Genomic DNA, 16,859 nt, shown 5'->3' with positions numbered 1-16,859 from the left:
TACAGTAAAATTTTAGATCTTGGCAACAAAAAAGAAATCAAAATCAACTAGTAGAAAATCAAAATCAACTAGTAGAAAATCAAAAGCTACAAAATCAAAATCCAAGAGCAAATCAAAGTCTAAGAAAAAAGCCTTTGGCGGTTATGCAATTAACTTTGGTGGACGAAAAGAAACGGTTGAGCAAGTCTTTGGTAAAAAACCAATTGCACCAAGTGAAATGACAAAGAAAATTTGGGCATTTGTTAAATCAAAGAAACTTTCAAACAAGTAGCTATTACCTTCTTTTTCATTTTCTAATTAACAATTATTAAACTCCATAATTACATGTGTGTATGTCGACCACTTCGTTACGAAAAGATCACGATCTTATTGAGAAAGTCATTAAATCAATGGATACTACAGTTCAACTCTTAGAAAGCGGTAAATCTATTCCTGAATCAATTCTTTTACCAGTAATAGATTTTTCAAAAAATTTTACTGATGTATGCCATCATAGCAAAGAAGAAAATTCATTTTTCCCCGCATTAGGTAAGGCAGGTATGCCAACTAACATGGGTCCTATTGCTGTTATGCTTATGGAACACGAAAAGTCACGAAAAATTGCTTCAAATATGGAACAATCAACCAAAACTTATCTTTCAACTGGAGATGCAACAAAGTTAATCTCAGATATGAAAGAATATGTTGAACATATTACCGAACACCTCTGGAAAGAAAATAATCGTCTTTTCATGATGGCAGAAGCAAGATTGCAATATGTTGCAAAACAAATTGATACCGAATTACATGAGATAGAAGCAAAGAAACTCAAAGAAACTGGTAAGACCAGAGCCGATTATGAAAAAATTGCAGAAGACATTGCTAAACAGATTTCTGAGCAATAAACTAAATTCTTTTAGCCCATCCTCGCTGCACCAATGATTCTATATTTTCCAATTTAATGCAAGCAGGGGTATTGTTGCTTTTCTTTAACACCAATTCATAATCTAGAGGACACTGAATATTTTGTATTAATACTCCTTTACGGTGTTGCTCTAATGGTGGTTGATTACTTTCTGATTTGAAACTATCTTGAATTGATTCTGTACTGTAATTATCTTTGATTCCAGTTCTTCCTTCCAGAGTAAATTTTTCAATATTTTGTCCCACATACCCAGACGCTAAAGTACTGCCATCTCTATATTCAAATTCAATCTCCTCTCCTATGTGTATGGTTTTCCCATCAATAGTTCTAGGTATTTTGAGTACTGTATAGAACAAGCCAGTATTCTCACCAGTTTCCCTTAATACAGAAGGTCTTGGCTCAAACGCATCAATTGCTTTTCTGTCGCCTAGACTGATTCGAATTTTATCTGATCTAAAAGAAATCAATCCTAATGAATAACTCTCAGCCTTTTCACTGTCAAGATTCAAGTCATTATCTGATAAAACAAGTGTAAACGGATGGCCTATTCTAAAGGAAGTTGAACTAGATTCTATGGATGGGTTTGCAAGGCCAAATGTTGCTGAATCCGTGACCCTTCTTGAATTTCCAGAATAATCAACAGGATCAGGATATTCTACCTTAATGACATCCCCCTGTAATATGCAGTGCTGTGATGAACCTACTGTGTCATCGAATCTAACTTCTGAGGGACCATCACCTTCTTTAATTCCTGAAAATGTGATAATTGTTGGACATTTAGAACTCTGAGGACCATCAGTATTTCTCAATCTAATTTCAAACTCAAAAATTCCCGATTGTGGTGAAATCTCTTGAATTGGTCCAAACTGCCTGACCTTTGCTTTCTCTTCCGGAGTACTTGCAAGAGGGTGAGAGTCTATTTTTCCATTATTGCTTTTTTCTCCCCCTGCGTATCCTAAAACAACTGATTCTCCTCTCAGAATTGATATCTTGATTGGTCCTACTCCCGGCTCTCCTGCAACATCTTGTGCAATGGTATCAATTCCATTTGGTGAGATGTTGTAATCCTGATCAATAACTCTGATGGAAATTTTTAACTCTGAGCCATCACTTGGAATCGGATAAACATTCTGATCAAATTGAATTTCTGAGGCGTAAACGTTTTGAACTAAACAAAAAGTTAGGACAAAAAGCAAAAAGCTTGGAACTGTAATAACTTTATTCAATAACCTATCTACGGGTTTTTTCTAATTAGTTTTTGCTACAATATTGAATGTTTTTTGTCTGATTTAGAAAGTTTGTTGCATGTCTTTTTTAATTTCATCAATTTTCTTTGCAAATGCTTTCTTTGCCTTGTCATTCTTCTTTAAATTAAGAACTTTGCCACATGATGGGCATTTGAACATTCCTTCAAGTGCATCTTCAAATGTTACTCTCGGACAATCTTCATTACCACAATGATAAAATTCTGAAGAGTTTTCGTAATCTAATCTTTGTTGTAGTCTCTCTGTGATCTTTTTCTTTTGATTTTCGATAAAATTTTCAACTTCTTCTCTTCTTGATCGCCACCTGTACACAAACCATCCCTTTCTTTCATCCTTGACCCTAATTCCCGTAATCAAAGATTTTCCAAACAAATCATACAGTACTTTTCTTACCATGTTGATTCTTAGGCCTGTTGAGCTTGCAATCTCTTCATCTGTAGCATCTTCTGCTTTTAGCAGAGACCTTGCAACTTTGAGATATTCATCTCCTCCAATCATTTGGGCAATTCTTACAAATGGATCTTCGTACTTGTCAATCAACGATTATTTTCTTCTCCATCTATTATTAATCCCTTGTTTTATTCACGACCACCCTTTTGCCTTCATTTGTTGGAATGATCTCTCTTTTGGCATTGGAAAATTTTACATCAAATTGTTTTCCTTTTTGTATTCTGTCTAGTAATACTGCCAGCGCACTAATTTCTGAATGTGGTTGGTTGCCAATTGAAACGTTGTAATCAGATAATTCATAAATTTCCCTGGGTACTTTTTCAGCACCAACTACAATTAGTATGTCTGATTCATTTTGAATCTTATCGTCAATTTGGTTTATCTCAGTCCCATACATAGTTAAATGGATAATTTTCACAGAATTCTTCTTTTTTTCTTTTAGTACACTTTTCCAATTTTCAATAAACTCAACTACAAAATCCCCTCCCCAAGTTTTGTTAATTTTCTCTAATGTCTCTTTAATCTCTGGATTCACTTCGTTCATGAAGATTTTTGATGCTCCAAATGCTCTGGAGACTAAAGCAACATGAGTAGTCACTCTGTCGTCTCTGACTACTCTTTGACCTATTCTAAGAACTTCGATTGTCATAAAATTTTTCCAACTCTTCTTTGTATGGATTTTTTATAATTGTTGGATTTTGCTGACCGTCTAAAACTTCCTTGATCAACTCTTTTAATTTTTGAATATTTTCACCAGACTTTGCTGAAACTGGAATCCATTTTTTACTTTCTTCCAATCCTAGGCTTTTGATTTTTTCATTAATCTCACTCATATCTACCAAATCTGCTTTGTTCATTGCAAAAATTATTCTATCAGGTTGTACGCCTAGCTCACTCAAAGTTTTATGGCAACTGGCAAATTTTTTTCTCAAGTTAACGTCAGAATCACTAATGTCAATCACCACCACTACAACATCTGTAAAAAGTAGTTCTTCTAGTGTTGATCTAAATGCTTCAATCATATATGCCGGAAGTTTACTGATAAAACCTACTGTATCTGAAATTAAAAATGGCACTTGATCAATTGTAACTCTTCTTATGGTTGTTGATAATGTGGTAAATAACTCACTGCTTTGTTCTTTTGTCTCTCCCGTCAAGGCATTAAACAATGTAGTTTTTCCCGCAGACGTATATCCTGCAAGAGAAATTGTTTTGAATCCCTGCCTTTTTCTTGAAACTCTGTGAAGCTCCCTTTGTTTTCCAGCTTTTTCTAATTTTGATTTTACAGTTTGCATTCTATGTTTAATATCATTATGATATGTTTCAACTTCATATTGACCAATTCCCATAAATCCTGGCTGTTCACCAATTTTTGCAAGTCTTACTTTTTCTTTGGCTCTGGACATTTCGTATCTCATTTGTGCTAATTTTACTTGCAAATGTGACTCTGAACTGGAAGCACGACGCTCAAAAATTTCCAAAATTAGGGTTTCCCTGTCTAGGATGTTTCTTCGTAATTTTGATGCAAGGTTATAGTTCTGACTCGGTTTTAGAACTTCATCAAAAACTATGACATCGGGATTTAATTTCTGAGCGATAGAGTCTAGTCTTTCGACAATTTCTTCACTTATTCCATATTTTTGGCGTTGGAGAAATTTCTGCTGTATAATATGCAAGATCTGATATCCTGCAGAATCACACAAGGCTACCGCTTCATTTTTGATATCATCTTTATCATACGTAATTAGGATAGCTGATTGCATGTGTGGATAGAGTTCATGTCCTTTATTGTATGTTAAAGGTTCGTTTCACTATTTTTGCTTATTAACTGACGGAATCAAACTCTGATATCTCTTCAAGATGTCAAGGTACTTTGCTATCTTTTGGTCCTCCAATGTCTCGGATATTTCTTCCCCTTTGTTTTTGTAAACTATTGTTTGCTTCATGAAATACCAATATTTCCAGAATATATCAAATTACCAATCCTTTTGCGGTATGGCATACCTAAAATTGTCTACATGAATATTATCTCAATAACAAGTAGGACGTTGGGCTTCTAAAAAAATTAAGAAGCCCAACATTAGCAGGGGAAAAATGTCCTAATAAAAATAAGATATCGTTTTATATCAGAATACCAACCCAAATGCGGTATGCCTCAGGATCAAGGTACGCGATATGGAAATTTACTATCATACAAATATTATATTCGACCAACTGCTCACCGTCTGTATGGTTCATCGTATACTTCAAAAATAAAACATCATGAGAATGTACAAAAATTATTACAAATTTTATTCATAAATGGAACATGTACCACATGGGACATGGCAAAAATTCGATTTCATAATGATATTTCAACAATTAGAACAAAAGAAAAAGAGTTTCGGCGATTACTGATAGGTCGCACTGATAGGGGAAAACATTCGGCTGGAATTTTAGAGCTAGGTCTAGTAGTAAAAGATGGAAAGAGCTACAAAAAAACTCCGTCAGATCAGTACAGACTATCTTTACACGGAATTTTATTCTGCCTAGATGTTCTCAATCTAAGTAATACGGATATTGATAAAATGGCAATCCAATATTCAGCGGTTTTGCCCAAAATATTTGGCAAGTGGGAATATCTTAAATCAATAATAGGCGACGATGTATACAAGCTTCAAATCTTATCAAAGGGCTTGCTACTTGATAATCCAAATCTGATTCAAGATTCAAAAATTCCCCTCTATGAACTAATGTCATTTATTCACATAAAATATAGAAGAAACTTTGAATCTATTTCTGAAGACGATTTGGCAAATCAAATCTCGTATTGGTTTTACACATATCTTTTATACACTCGAAAACAAAAAAAGACAAAAATCCATCCAGGAGTTCAAAAATTACATAGGGTATTTGAAAGAGACGAAGAAATTCAGAAATGGTTTTTAGAATTCTTCAATGAAGCACAAAAATACTATTCTCAAAGAGCAAACGCTCTTTCTAGTTCTGGCATAGCCTAATCATTTTGCATGCTTTTTAATCATTTTTTCAAGCTGTTCAAACTCAATAGGCTTGTTAATTAAATCTCTTAATGACATGCTCTTTGCTTTTTTGAACTTATCATCATTAATTGCGTAACTGGAAGTAAATACTACCCTTGCATCAGAATCTGATTTAATAATTCTGAAAAAAGTCTCAAATCCATCAATTCCCGGCATTTTAATGTCTAAAAATACGATATCAGGCTTTATTTGACGATATTTCTCAACTGCATCTTCCCCATCAACCGCAGGAATAACATTGTAACCCTCATCCATCAGCATTAATTGAGTTGCTTCAAGAAAATCAGAATCATCATCTGCAAGTAAAATAGTCTTATCCTTACTCATATTCTCTCATCCAAGTTGATTATTAAATCCATTACTGACTTTCATAGTTTTGCTTTTTGGGCAAAGTAATTTTGAATACTACTGGATTTGGATTTACAGAAATGCTTCCACCATGTTGCTCAATAATGTTTTTACAACTTGATAATCCTAAACCTGTTCCTTTAAGCTTTGATGTAAATAATGGCTCGAAAATTTTTGGCAAGTCTATTTCTGAAATCGCGGGCCCTGAATTTTCAAATTCAACAACTACCGTATTTTTCTTTTCTTTAATGCAAATTTGAATTTTGCCCTCATCATTTCCTATAGCTTGAACTGCATTTAGTAATAGATTTACAAATGTAATTTCCAATTTCTCTGGGTCGCACTCAATTTCTACATCATTTTCTGGTAAAACCACTTTGACATTTTGTGGAATTTCCATAGATTCTAAACTATACTTTATCATGTTTAGTATAGAAGCAGAATTTGCAATAATCGGGGTTGTTCTTACATAATTTAGAACTCCTTCAACCTGATGTGACATTCTTTTAATAGATCTGTTTATACGAGCAATCTCTTGAGAAATTATTTCATTTTGTTGTGTATTTTGTTTCTCTATTCTTCTTGATGAGCTCCTAATAGCTCCTAATGGGTTTCTCATATCATGTGCAATATTTGATGATAGCTGTCCAATTACAGCTAGCTTTTCTTTTTCCAGTTTCTTTGATCGTTTTATGAAAAATACTATGAATAAAAGAGCAAACGCAATTAGTAACAAATTATTTTTTATTTCTTCTACCAGCAAGCTCTCCTGTGTTTTGGACAGAATAATGTCAGTAGGCGTTATCACAAATACAAAATATTCTAATTCACCATCCACGTAAATCGGAAGTCCTGTGCTGATGATTTCGCCCAGTCTATTATCCAATAAGATGGCTGAGTTAATTTCACCAGAAAACACGTTTTCATAGTGTTCATTTTGAACCTGGTTCCTTCCAAAATACGTTTGAGCAAAATATTCTGAGTATTTTTTTCCTATCAAGTCATGAATAGGATTTGAGATATACATCTCATCCTTGTCTAAAGCTACGATAAAACTGGAATCAACATCGTATACATTTCCATGTTTGGCAAATAACTGTCTTGGTTCTAGTACTGTCGCCACTATTCCTTTGAATTCATTACTTGTTTCATCATTAATTGAATGCAATACAGTAATTCTCAAGATTGAGTCGTTTCCTACAACCCCTGCAGTAATTCCAGATTTTTTATCTGAGATAGTTTTCCTAATAACCGAATTTTCTCCTAATTCATACCCTGCAATTTTGAATATGTCGTCCCTGGCATTTCCAATAATTTGAAATTCATTATTTAGTAATATTACGTCAGTGATTGGAGTAATTGAATTAATTTTTTCATAAGTTTCCTTAATTTTTTGTATGGCATTTGGATTCGTCAATCCCTGTTCGAATTCCTCAGTTTCAGAAAGTAAACTCATTTCAAGCTTTACTAGTTTTAAATCTGAACTGATATTATTTCCAAGCCCTTTCCCAATGATCTCTTGAATTTTTATCTGCTCTTCAATCAAAGAGTTCCGTATATTTTCTTCAGTATAATCATAGATTAAAAATCCAATTATTATGATTGGAACTAGAATTAGGATAGGTACGATTACTGCATTAAATTTCTTCTTATCTTTCCATGACATAATTATTTCCCCTATGAAAAATTATCATTAAAAAAACAAGTGGTTATTTTTTATTTGCACCACTCCAATTAACTAATGTGACAATCAAGACAATTCCTTTGTATCTATTTTAAAAGTCTCAGTTCTTCTGCTTGTCTTCTTTTGAACTCTTCGTTTGTTTCAAACATTTCTTTGACTATGCTGTGATTGTCATCTCGTATTGCTTTAGGTTTATTCTTAGAACCTTTTGGTCTTCCTCGTCTTCTTGTTCCGAGTGGTGCTGTTTTTGTAGGGATTTCAAAATCTGGACTTGATGCGTCTAGTTTTTGAATTCTGGTGTCTACCTCACCAGAATCGTCAATGTAGATGCTCACATTGACTTTTTCTCCATTAGAAAAGGACAGTCTCACATCTGGGCATTTGGAACCAGAGAGTCTGAAAACTTGGGGCTTTGAAAATGAAAGAACAACAGACTTTGAACTATTAGAAAGGACGTTTGGCTCTAATGATTTCTCTCTGTTGGTTTCCAATGCTTCAGATGTGAGAACGGTTTGGCTCATGAAATAGTGTACATTGGAATATTATATGAGAATACCAATCCTATTGCGGTATGCCTAAATTTTATTTTTTGAGTGCTTTTTCGATGTTACTGTTTAGAACCACTTCTGCAATATCACTAGCATATTCTGCAATTCTTTTGATGTTTTCTACCATTCTTCTTATTCTAAATAACTCCTCATCATCACGTAATGATTTAGAGGAATCAAGAACCTTTTTCTCATATTTTACAATCTCTGCTGTTTTCTGAATTGTTTGCTCTGCTTGAAGATAATCTTCTTTGAATAATGAAAGACATGCTTCATCAAGAACATTTATTGCAAAATTGCTCATTTCTTGAATTTTTGCCAAAATTTCTTTCTTGATTCCTTTTTTGAATTCTAACAAATCTTCTGCCACAAATGCTGCATGATCTCCCGTTCGCTCGATATTTTTTACAACTAACCTATATCCAAGACAATTTCTTGCATTTTTAAAACCCATTTCCTTTAACATGTGCTCATTTTGTATTGCTATCTTTAATTGTCTAATAATATAGAAACCAAATCTGTCAACTTCATCATCGGTGTTGATAACTTCTTGGGCCAAATCTAGATTGACCTCTTTTACAGCTAAGATAGAATCTAACAGCATTGATTTTGCAAGATGAATCATTCTCTTAAAGGCACCATCAACTGATAACTCCAATAAATTAACCAGAACTTGAATGGTAATCCCATCACTAGAATCTGAAATTATTTCAGAACCCATTAGCATTCTTTTGCCTGCAGTCTTTACAGCAGTTCTCTGAGCTGGTTTGAGTCTTCCATTTTTTGGTTTGACATTAATTGTTTTAAATCCCAAAAAATATAGCGAAATCAATTTTCTGACGGTAGATGATATGTCCTCATCTACATCAATCATGATTGTAGCTTCTTCTGTTTGGATGTTTTGAGCTTTGTAGTTTACCGGATAGATTTGCAATGTCGATAAGCCATTTCTCGAAACTCTTACCTGGTCTCCTTGTTTTAATCCAAGATCTACTATCCATTCTTTTGGTAAAGAAACTATGTATGATGATTTTCCCGTAAACTGTATCTTCCTCGTCTCTTCTTTTTCTTCCACAAAATATGGTTAAATCAACTATCTATATAGTTTTATTCAAAGAATATAGTCTGCCATTGAACTAATATTAAGAGTAATTTTCAATATTCTCAGATGGATTCCGTTTACAAGCTCAAATGTACCATTGATGCATTATTTGGCACTGGTGTCTCTAGACAACTACCAAAGAAACTTGAGATAACTTATTCTAAAAAAAATGGAAGAATCAAGAGTGTATTTCATGAAGAAAAATTACTGTGTACATTACGAATTGATGGGGGGCTTGCAATAACTACGTATTTTGCTCAAATTCTTTTGAAGAGTAAAAAATTCGCAGAAAACTGTATAGAAGTAGATGAAGAATCAAGACCCTTCATTGAGGATGGAAAATCAGTCTTTTGTAAACATGTAACAAGATGTGGGAAAAATGTGCATATATCGTCAGATACTGCTATTGTTTACAAAAATAAGGTCATTGCAGTTGGCAAAGCGGTTTTATCTTCTGATGTTATTCCGTTTATGAAAAGGGGAGTCGCAGTTAAAGTTAGAGATAGTTTAAAAAACAATGAAACTGGAGTTAAAACACCATGATGCGCGGAGGCAATCGCCAAATGCGAAGAATGATGGACAAGATGGGTCTTGACATGCAAGAGATCCCAAATGTCCAGGAAGTTATCATAAAGACTGACAAAAAAGAGATTATCTTATCAAAACCCCAAGTTACAGAAATGAAAGCAAAGGACAACTCTATCTTTACAATTACTGCAGATGGCTATGAGGAAAAGGAGCTTGAAGTCCCAATCTTCTCTGAGGAGGATATTGAGCTAGTCTGTGCCCAGGCAGGAGTTGATGAGGAAAAGGCTAAAAACGCGTTGGCAGAGGCAAATGGCGATCTAGCAAGGGCAATCCTGCTCTTGACCACAAATTGAATGATTTAAGTATGGATTATGGAGATTTTTCTTAAATGAGTAACGTAGCAGAATCCAAAGTTACTGGAATTGTTAAAGCACTATCCTCATTGGAAAATGACCTTGATTCCCTTAATGCCAAAGTAGCCGATATGAAAAAGAACCTTAATCTAAAATCTCAAACTGAAATTGACAAATTATTGATAAGCGTTAGAGAAATGGCTACAACAGATGCAGAATCTATTATTAACAAAGCAAAAGAAAAGGCCAATGCAGAATCTGCAAAAATCTCCCAAAACAGCGAGAAGAAAATTGGAGAAATTCAGGCTCAAATCGATGCAAATTTTGACCAAGCCGTCAAACACATCGTGTCAACAGTTTTGAAGGCATAGACCTAAATCAAAGAAATTCTCATGATTGTTATCGACCCGTTAGAACATACTAGAATTGGTATTGCTACAACGTATGGAAGACCTTATTACAAATTCGTACAATCATTACAAAATCTTAATCTGAAATTTGATTCCATCCTGCCAGATGAAATTGACTCTTACGAGGGTAATCTCATTATGACTACAAGAAATGAATCTCCAAAAATTACTAAAAAACCAATTTTTCATGAGGAGATCTTAGACAAACCTCCTACTGTAATGCGTGGAATGATCTTACGCGTTATGGATTCGGGATTTGAAAACGAGGAATTAATTATTGGAGTTGATCCCGGAAGTAGAATAGGCCTGTCCGTGTACTATTTTGGAAAAGAGATTGAGAGCTCTTTACACTCTTCAGTTGAAAATCTAGTTGATCATATTATTTCGATTTTAGCAGGATTACGTGCCAAGCGTAAGGTTGTAAAGATTGGAAATGGAAACATGGAGATTGCAAAAAAAATTAGCAAAATTCTCAATCTAAAATTTTGTTCTTCCTTTGAGCTAGAGTTCGTTGATGAACAGAGAACCAGCTTGAAGATAAAAAATTACAATCAAAGAGGAAAGCGTGATAGGCTTTCAGCAAAATACATCACACAAAGAGAAGGCTACAGACATTTTGTTTTACCTCTCTCAATTACTGGTTAATGGAAATCGAAATGTTTCTTGTTTTCTTTGAGAAAAGATGAAAAATCTTTAAAACAAAGTAAATACCCAATGTTAGAAATTCAAGAAAAACGAATTTTAAAAGAGCTATAGATATTTATACATCTTTTATTGCTTTTTCATGAAACAAATAATTTCTTTCTAATCGATCAACTAAATATTTTCAAAAAAATTGTGATATTTTTGTAAAAATTCTCGATCCATCCTTATATACAAACGAAATCTATACAAAGTGAGCAACAATGACATGTAAAGGAATTTGCGTAAGATACAAGGCACAAAAGCCTGTCGGAACTGGCAGATATGCGTCTGGACAAAGAAGATGTCAAATTTGTGAAATCTTCATCAAGTGGGAGGGACTCTGGTGTCCATGCTGTGGATACAGACTGAGAACAAAACCACGCAATTTGAAGTACAAGGCAAAACTACGAGCAAGAGTAGAAGCCGACTCCAAAGAAGCTGAAGCAATAGCAATAAAAGCATAAGATTAGATCCAACCTTATTGACAACCTCATCCGGTTTTTGTAAAAAAACCCTTGATGTTGATGGGCGTCAGTTTTTAGTGCAAGTACTAAAATTCGAAAATGGTAATTTCGTTTCCGTCACCGAAGGTGCCGAAAAACTCGGTTCAATGGTCGTTTCATTAGCAACCGGCCCAACTCCAGTTACTACAACGGTTATTCCATCAAAAACTGAATCTCTTTTTCTTAAATTAACTGCTGAAAGAATTAGTACCACAATGAGAGGAATTGCCATAGTTTCTGCATTTTTACAAAGCGAACTAGATCCCAATTCTGCAAAAACCCTAATGAGTGAGATAACAGAGATGATAAGAAATGTCTGATTTACGAACCTATATTTCTCAAATCAAAAAAAATCATGAGCTAAGAACCATAAAAAAGAAGGTTTCTACAAAATATGAAATTGCGGCACTTACTGCAAAAGCAGACGGTAATGATGCCCTGTTATTTGAGAATATCAAGGAAAGCCCATTTAGACTCGTCTCGAATTTAGTGGGGACACGAAAGCGATTTGCACAATCCGTAGGATCAAAAGAGGACGACATACATAAAAAAATCATTCATGCGATTTCCCATTCCAAAAAACCCAAAATCACGAAACTTGGTATATTTATGGAAAACAAATCAAACACTATTTCTTCACTTCCAATTGTAACTCATTTTGAAAAAGAGTCCGGACCTTTTATCACATCATCAATAATTTACGTCAAAAATCCTGAGACTGGAAAACAAAATTCATCATTTCATAGGCTTATGCCAATTGACAAAAATCATCTTTCTGTAAGGATGGTTGAAGGAAGACACCTTCACAGATGTTTTACTGATGCAAAAGAACATGGAGAAGACCTCAAGGTAGCCATAACTATAGGCGTTCATCCAGCAATCTCAATTGCAGGGGCATATCAGGAAGAATGGGGAAAAGATGAACTGAACATAGCAAATTCCATCCTTGGAGGAAAGCTTGTTTTAGCTACGTGTCCTTTCTCTGGTCTAAATGTTCCATCTGGAGCAGAAATTGTTTTGGAAGGCAAAATACTCAGGGATAAAACCCATCCTGAATGGATGGTTGAGATGCTTCAAACATATGATCACAAAAGAAACCAACCTGTCTTTGAACTAGAATCAATGTATTATAGGGATAACCCAATTTTCCATGATATTCTTTCAGGATTTGCAGAACACCGCCTACTCATGGGAATGCCAATTGAATCAAAACTTAACGGGGTTCTTAAGAAAACATTCCCTGAAACTCAAAAAGTTTCCATGACAAATGGAGGATGCAATTGGCTTCACGCAGTAGTTCAAATCAAAAAGAAAAAAGAATCTAATCCCAAAAAAATTATCCACAAGACCTTTGAGGCTCATCGATCTCTAAAACAGGTGACAATAGTTGATTCTGATATTGATCCAAATTCATCAGATGCCGTTGAGTATGCAATGGCTACTCGATTTCAAGCCGATAAAGATCTAGTTATAATAAAAAAAGTACGAGGCTCTAGCCTTGACCCCTCTAGTGATCAAAAGAATTTGAAGACTGCAAAGATGGGAATCGATGCTACACGACCATTATCAAAAAGACCAGAAGGATTTGAGTTAGCAAAAATTCCTAAAGCAGATAAAATCTCCCTCAAAGATTATCTGTAAAGGTTTCATTGTAAAATTCAATTAAAGTACTTTCGTAGAAATTATCAGTACGCCCTATATACTAAAATCACAAAGTAAAGACAATTGGAGCTCTCACCAGCTTACTGCCGTTGCTGGTCTTAAGTTCCAATTATCAAAAAATTATGTAATGTCTAATTTGAACTGCTTTCATCGTAGCATTTTACACAAAGCATCCCAGCACATATGATTTGCTTGCTAAGGTCAACATTGCATTTTTTGCACTTTAAGTTCATTCTAACTCCAAGACAAATTTTAGGTTATCATGCTCTACTTTGTTGCTATCTGTTCTAATCGAATAACTCCCAGACATTTTTACAATTCTAACATAATCTCCAGGCTTCCAGTTGTTATTTGAGCTAAAAACAGTCATGTAGGTTTTTCCATGTTTTAGATTTGAAGTTAGGGTGTCTCTATCAATAATCTCCCCCTCATCAATCTTTTCTCCAAAATCCTGATGCTGCCTTACCTGAATGATTCTATTTTTTGTGTCATACTTTACAGCAGAAATTAGATAGTCAGCCCATTTTCCCATAAAAAAACTGTAAAATTATGCAAATATAAAATTACAAGCCTTGATTGAGCGAATAATTTCTCAAAAAACCCTTCGTTTGATAAACGACGATATTACAACTAGAAATGTTGACGTGATTGTAAACCCTGCAAATTCTTTACTAAAGCATGGTGGAGGTGTTGCAAAAGCAATTGTCGCCAAAGGTGGAAAAATAATTCAAGAGGAGAGCAACAAGATTGGTTTTGTCCCTGTGGGCACATCTGCCATTACTACATCTGGAGATCTTCCATGTTATGCAGTCATTCACACTGTGGGCCCAAAGATGGGAGAGGGTGATGAAGATTCTAAATTAAGAATGGCTGTTCATAGTGCACTAAAACTAGCTTCTGAAAAGAATTTTTCAAGCATTTCCATTCCTGCCATAAGCTCAGGAATATTCGGTTTTCCAAAAGACAGATGTGCCTATATCATTGTTGAAGCAATTAAAAATTTCATTAAAGGAAATAATGATTCACCATTGAATCTTTTTGAAATGTGTGTTTTTGATGATGAAACGTTTGTCTATTTTCAAAAAGAGATAAGCAAGCCTTAGACCCGTAGGGTGAATTCCTCTGTTTATAATATACAAACAAAAATTGGAAATTTCTATACTATTCACACTTTAAAATAGCATTAGGTTGGGAAGAAAATTTCATCTGTATTCAATTGCCATCTTTGCAAGTGTTATTCTTTTCACACAAATGATTCCATTTGCATATGCAGCTGGCAGTACTGCTAGAGAGCAGGCAGAAGAACAGACAGAAAAAATTCAAGAAGAATATGATAAAGCAAAGGCAACTTTAGCTTCAGCTAGATCTGCTTGGGATGCAGCTAAAGATACAAAGGATTCAGCAAGAGACACATACAAACAGAATCCAACTGATACAAACAAGGCTGCACTTGATGCAGCAGATGCCGCTGAAGACGCAGCATACTCTGCATATCTACAGGCAAAATCAGATTTTCTGGACTTTAAACGATTAAATCAGCTCTGAAAAGATTTTTTTGATTTTTGTAAGTAACCAAAGATTATCAGTACAACTCCGATAATCATCCATCCAGTACTGTATGATGTAAGATCCTCAAGAAAGTGAAGCTGACCAGTAGCCCCTAATGTAATTGCTAAACTTGTAAAACCACCAACAACAAAGGCTATTCCCGTCCACAATAACCATTTCATCTAGGATTCATCTTTGTTCAATCTAATATTGCTTTGGAAAAAATTAACTTTTTTTTGATTTGTTTAGATTTTCCTCTTCTTCAAATCCTTGTAATTTGTCTTCTTCATATGGCATTTTTCATCCACAAATCATTACATTTGTCTTTTACCAAGAATGTCTGAAATTTTTAACTCTGGGATCAGTTTTAATCGCCTACCTGATGGGCACACTATCTTAACTCATGGCTTAGTAGAAATTATACGCGGTTTTTAATTAGAAAATACCCTTCATCTAATCATGAACAACAGAATACTCTTGCTTTTTATGCTCTCGTTTAGTATTATTCTATTTCAGAATGCATATGCAGACGTATCTTCGGTTGAAACTGATGATGACTCCTATCAGGCAGGAAACGATATAATTTTTTCAGGAACAGCAAGTGGAGGGGATCTTATAGTACTTGAAATCTACAGTCCTGTTGATAATAAAATAATTGTAAAAACTAATACTGCAAATGATTCTGGCTCCTTTGATCTTTCTGTTAGAGCTACTGACATTCTTATTCATCCAAATGGCGAGGGAATTTACACTGTTTACGTCTATGAACTAAACTCACAAGGAAAAGAGAACGCGCTTGTCATTAAATTAAACAGAGAAGATCCAAATATCACGGTTCTTGAGGAAGCACTAAAACTAAATTCTATTAGTAAAAAAACTGTAGATGAAAAAACTCTAGTCTCCTTTACTGCCACACTTGTAAAACCAATAAGTAATGTAACTTTTGAATTAGCAAACAATCCGCCAACTGGAGCAACAATTGAATCCACAACCGGAAAATTTTCTTGGACTCCTACAGAATCACAAGGTCCTGGAACATATACATTTGACATTGTGGTCTCTGATGGATTACAACAGGATAAAACCACTGTAACAATTGAAGTCAGGGAAGTAACTGAGCAGCAAACTCCCCCGCCTCCACCTCCACCAGAGCCCGAGCCTGATCCAATTGCAGATTTTCAACAATACATTACTTCTACTCAAAATGCACAATATCACTTAGAACAGTATAACACAAGTCCTAGTTACAGAGAATGGTTTAACCAATATTTTCCTGGAATTACAATATACGAAGCAACGGGAATTCCCGAACCAAAATCTATTCCCATGCCACCGGAGCCAGAACCAGAGCCCAAATCCGAACCAAAATCAGAACCTTCACCTACCAAATATGATGGAATAGCAAAATTTGTTGATCCAAAAAAAGATCCACAATACTATGTGGATAGATACAACAACGAGCCAAGCTATAAAGCTTGGTTTGAAACTAATTACCCAGATATGACAATCTACGAAGCTGTCGGATTACCAAATCCTCCACCTGAAAAAGAATTAGCAAAATTTGTTGATCCAAAAAAAGATCCACAATACTATGTGGATAGATACAACAACGAGCCAAGCTATAAAGCTTGGTTTGAAACTAATTACCCAGATATGACTATCTACGAAGCTGTCGGATTACCTGAACCCCAATCCGGTTTATGTGGTACCGGAACTAAACTAGTAGACGGTGTTTGTAAGGTAACATTAGATACAAAGACAACCAAAGGCGGTGGATGCTTAATCGCAACTGCAGCATATGGAACTGAGATGGCACAACAAGTACAGTT

The 16,859-nt window shown here is 34.7% G+C and carries 24 protein-coding genes; 13 read left to right on the top strand and 11 right to left on the bottom strand.

Annotated elements, in window-relative coordinates; genetic code table 11:
* Positions 1–19 precede the first annotated feature (19 nt).
* Both C6988_RS10120 and C6988_RS10115 read left to right on the top strand, forming a co-directional pair.
* Positions 20–271: an SWIB-MDM2 domain-containing protein gene (locus C6988_RS10120; protein ID WP_182135215.1), complete on the top strand. Its 252-nt coding sequence runs from the start codon at positions 20–22 to the stop codon at positions 269–271.
* 61 nt (positions 272–332) lie between these two features.
* The gene (locus C6988_RS10115) at positions 333–884 is read left to right on the top strand and encodes a hemerythrin domain-containing protein (RefSeq protein ID WP_182135213.1); all 552 of its coding nucleotides are present in this window, start codon (positions 333–335) and stop codon (positions 882–884) included.
* Between the two features lies 1 nt (position 885).
* Here the strand turns inward: C6988_RS10115 and C6988_RS10110 are convergent, their stop codons facing one another.
* The 5 genes from C6988_RS10110 to C6988_RS11210 form a co-directional block, all read right to left on the bottom strand.
* Positions 886–2,130: a hypothetical protein gene (locus C6988_RS10110; RefSeq protein WP_182135211.1), complete on the bottom strand. Its 1,245-nt coding sequence runs from the start codon at positions 2,128–2,130 to the stop codon at positions 886–888.
* A gap of 63 nt (positions 2,131–2,193) precedes the next feature.
* A complete protein-coding gene (locus C6988_RS10105; protein ID WP_182135209.1) occupies positions 2,194–2,709 on the bottom strand; it encodes a transcription factor in 516 nt (171 codons plus the stop codon).
* 25 nt (positions 2,710–2,734) lie between these two features.
* A complete protein-coding gene (locus C6988_RS10100; protein ID WP_182135206.1) occupies positions 2,735–3,268 on the bottom strand; it encodes a tRNA (cytidine(56)-2'-O)-methyltransferase in 534 nt (177 codons plus the stop codon).
* Positions 3,249–4,382: a GTPase HflX gene (gene hflX, locus C6988_RS10095; protein WP_182135204.1), complete on the bottom strand. Its 1,134-nt coding sequence runs from the start codon at positions 4,380–4,382 to the stop codon at positions 3,249–3,251. The genes C6988_RS10100 and hflX overlap by 20 nt, the downstream gene beginning before the upstream one ends.
* A 48-nt stretch (positions 4,383–4,430) precedes the next feature.
* Positions 4,431–4,565 (bottom strand): hypothetical protein, encoded by a 135-nt coding sequence (locus C6988_RS11210; RefSeq protein ID WP_255464472.1) that lies wholly within the window; start codon positions 4,563–4,565, stop codon positions 4,431–4,433.
* A 204-nt stretch (positions 4,566–4,769) separates the two neighbouring features.
* On the opposite strand from C6988_RS11210, the gene C6988_RS10090 reads away from it, so the two are divergent.
* Positions 4,770–5,618: a hypothetical protein gene (locus C6988_RS10090; protein ID WP_182135202.1), complete on the top strand. Its 849-nt coding sequence runs from the start codon at positions 4,770–4,772 to the stop codon at positions 5,616–5,618.
* Here C6988_RS10090 and C6988_RS10085 read toward each other — a convergent pair whose 3' ends face one another.
* From C6988_RS10085 to C6988_RS10070, 4 genes are all read right to left on the bottom strand, one after another.
* Entirely contained in the window at positions 5,619–5,987 is a 369-nt protein-coding gene (locus tag C6988_RS10085) for a response regulator (RefSeq protein ID WP_182135200.1), read from the bottom strand.
* A 31-nt stretch (positions 5,988–6,018) separates the two neighbouring features.
* On the bottom strand, positions 6,019–7,674 hold the full coding sequence (locus C6988_RS10080; RefSeq protein ID WP_182135198.1) for a sensor histidine kinase: 1,656 nt from the start codon (positions 7,672–7,674) through the stop codon (positions 6,019–6,021).
* A 104-nt stretch (positions 7,675–7,778) separates the two neighbouring features.
* Positions 7,779–8,213 (bottom strand): hypothetical protein, encoded by a 435-nt coding sequence (locus tag C6988_RS10075; RefSeq protein WP_182135196.1) that lies wholly within the window; start codon positions 8,211–8,213, stop codon positions 7,779–7,781.
* 61 nt (positions 8,214–8,274) lie between these two features.
* Positions 8,275–9,315, bottom strand: coding sequence for a phosphate uptake regulator PhoU (locus tag C6988_RS10070; protein WP_182135194.1), 1,041 nt, complete (start codon positions 9,313–9,315; stop codon positions 8,275–8,277).
* A 93-nt stretch (positions 9,316–9,408) separates the two neighbouring features.
* Here C6988_RS10070 and C6988_RS10065 point away from each other — a divergent pair, with 93 nt between their 5' ends.
* From C6988_RS10065 to C6988_RS10035, 7 genes are all read left to right on the top strand, one after another.
* Positions 9,409–9,885 (top strand): PUA domain-containing protein, encoded by a 477-nt coding sequence (locus C6988_RS10065; protein ID WP_182135192.1) that lies wholly within the window; start codon positions 9,409–9,411, stop codon positions 9,883–9,885.
* Positions 9,882–10,223 carry a nascent polypeptide-associated complex protein gene (locus C6988_RS10060; protein WP_182135190.1) on the top strand — a complete coding sequence of 114 codons (342 nt, stop codon included), beginning with the start codon at positions 9,882–9,884 and terminating at the stop codon, positions 10,221–10,223. Before C6988_RS10065 ends, C6988_RS10060 begins: the two co-directional genes overlap by 4 nt.
* A gap of 35 nt (positions 10,224–10,258) precedes the next feature.
* The gene (locus C6988_RS10055; protein WP_182135188.1) at positions 10,259–10,594 is read left to right on the top strand and encodes a hypothetical protein; all 336 of its coding nucleotides are present in this window, start codon (positions 10,259–10,261) and stop codon (positions 10,592–10,594) included.
* Positions 10,595–10,615: 21 nt separating this feature from the next.
* Positions 10,616–11,278, top strand: a complete 663-nt coding sequence (locus C6988_RS10050; RefSeq protein ID WP_255464471.1) for a hypothetical protein — start codon at positions 10,616–10,618, stop codon at positions 11,276–11,278.
* Between the two features lie 260 nt (positions 11,279–11,538).
* Positions 11,539–11,781 (top strand): hypothetical protein, encoded by a 243-nt coding sequence (locus C6988_RS10045; protein WP_182135186.1) that lies wholly within the window; start codon positions 11,539–11,541, stop codon positions 11,779–11,781.
* Between the two features lie 17 nt (positions 11,782–11,798).
* Complete coding sequence (locus tag C6988_RS10040; RefSeq protein WP_182135184.1) at positions 11,799–12,140, top strand: hypothetical protein; 342 nt, start codon at positions 11,799–11,801, stop codon at positions 12,138–12,140.
* Positions 12,133–13,461, top strand: coding sequence for a UbiD family decarboxylase (locus C6988_RS10035; RefSeq protein ID WP_182135182.1), 1,329 nt, complete (start codon positions 12,133–12,135; stop codon positions 13,459–13,461). Before C6988_RS10040 ends, C6988_RS10035 begins: the two co-directional genes overlap by 8 nt.
* A gap of 250 nt (positions 13,462–13,711) precedes the next feature.
* Here the strand turns inward: C6988_RS10035 and C6988_RS10030 are convergent, their stop codons facing one another.
* On the bottom strand, positions 13,712–14,014 hold the full coding sequence (locus tag C6988_RS10030) for a DUF3892 domain-containing protein (protein ID WP_182135180.1): 303 nt from the start codon (positions 14,012–14,014) through the stop codon (positions 13,712–13,714).
* A gap of 40 nt (positions 14,015–14,054) precedes the next feature.
* Here C6988_RS10030 and C6988_RS10025 point away from each other — a divergent pair, with 40 nt between their 5' ends.
* Together C6988_RS10025 and C6988_RS10020 are read left to right on the top strand one after the other, a co-directional pair.
* The gene (locus C6988_RS10025; protein WP_220463436.1) at positions 14,055–14,585 is read left to right on the top strand and encodes a macro domain-containing protein; all 531 of its coding nucleotides are present in this window, start codon (positions 14,055–14,057) and stop codon (positions 14,583–14,585) included.
* A gap of 85 nt (positions 14,586–14,670) precedes the next feature.
* A complete protein-coding gene (locus C6988_RS10020; protein WP_182135178.1) occupies positions 14,671–15,027 on the top strand; it encodes a hypothetical protein in 357 nt (118 codons plus the stop codon).
* Here the strand turns inward: C6988_RS10020 and C6988_RS10015 are convergent.
* Positions 15,018–15,212, bottom strand: a complete 195-nt coding sequence (locus tag C6988_RS10015) for a hypothetical protein (RefSeq protein WP_182135176.1) — start codon at positions 15,210–15,212, stop codon at positions 15,018–15,020. The two genes, C6988_RS10020 and C6988_RS10015, sit on opposite strands and share 10 nt — an antisense overlap.
* 277 nt (positions 15,213–15,489) lie before the next feature.
* On the opposite strand from C6988_RS10015, the gene C6988_RS10010 reads away from it, so the two are divergent.
* Positions 15,490–16,859, top strand: a 1,370-nt coding sequence (locus tag C6988_RS10010; RefSeq protein ID WP_182135174.1) for a putative Ig domain-containing protein, incomplete at its 3' end; no start/stop codon positions are given.

Origin of the sequence: Nitrosopumilus sp. b1 (assembly GCF_014078545.1) — an archaeon.
Taxonomy (GTDB): domain Archaea; phylum Thermoproteota; class Nitrososphaeria; order Nitrososphaerales; family Nitrosopumilaceae; genus PXYB01.
The sequence above is the reverse complement of the archived record's forward strand: the minus strand, read 5'-3'. Positions and strand labels throughout refer to the sequence as shown.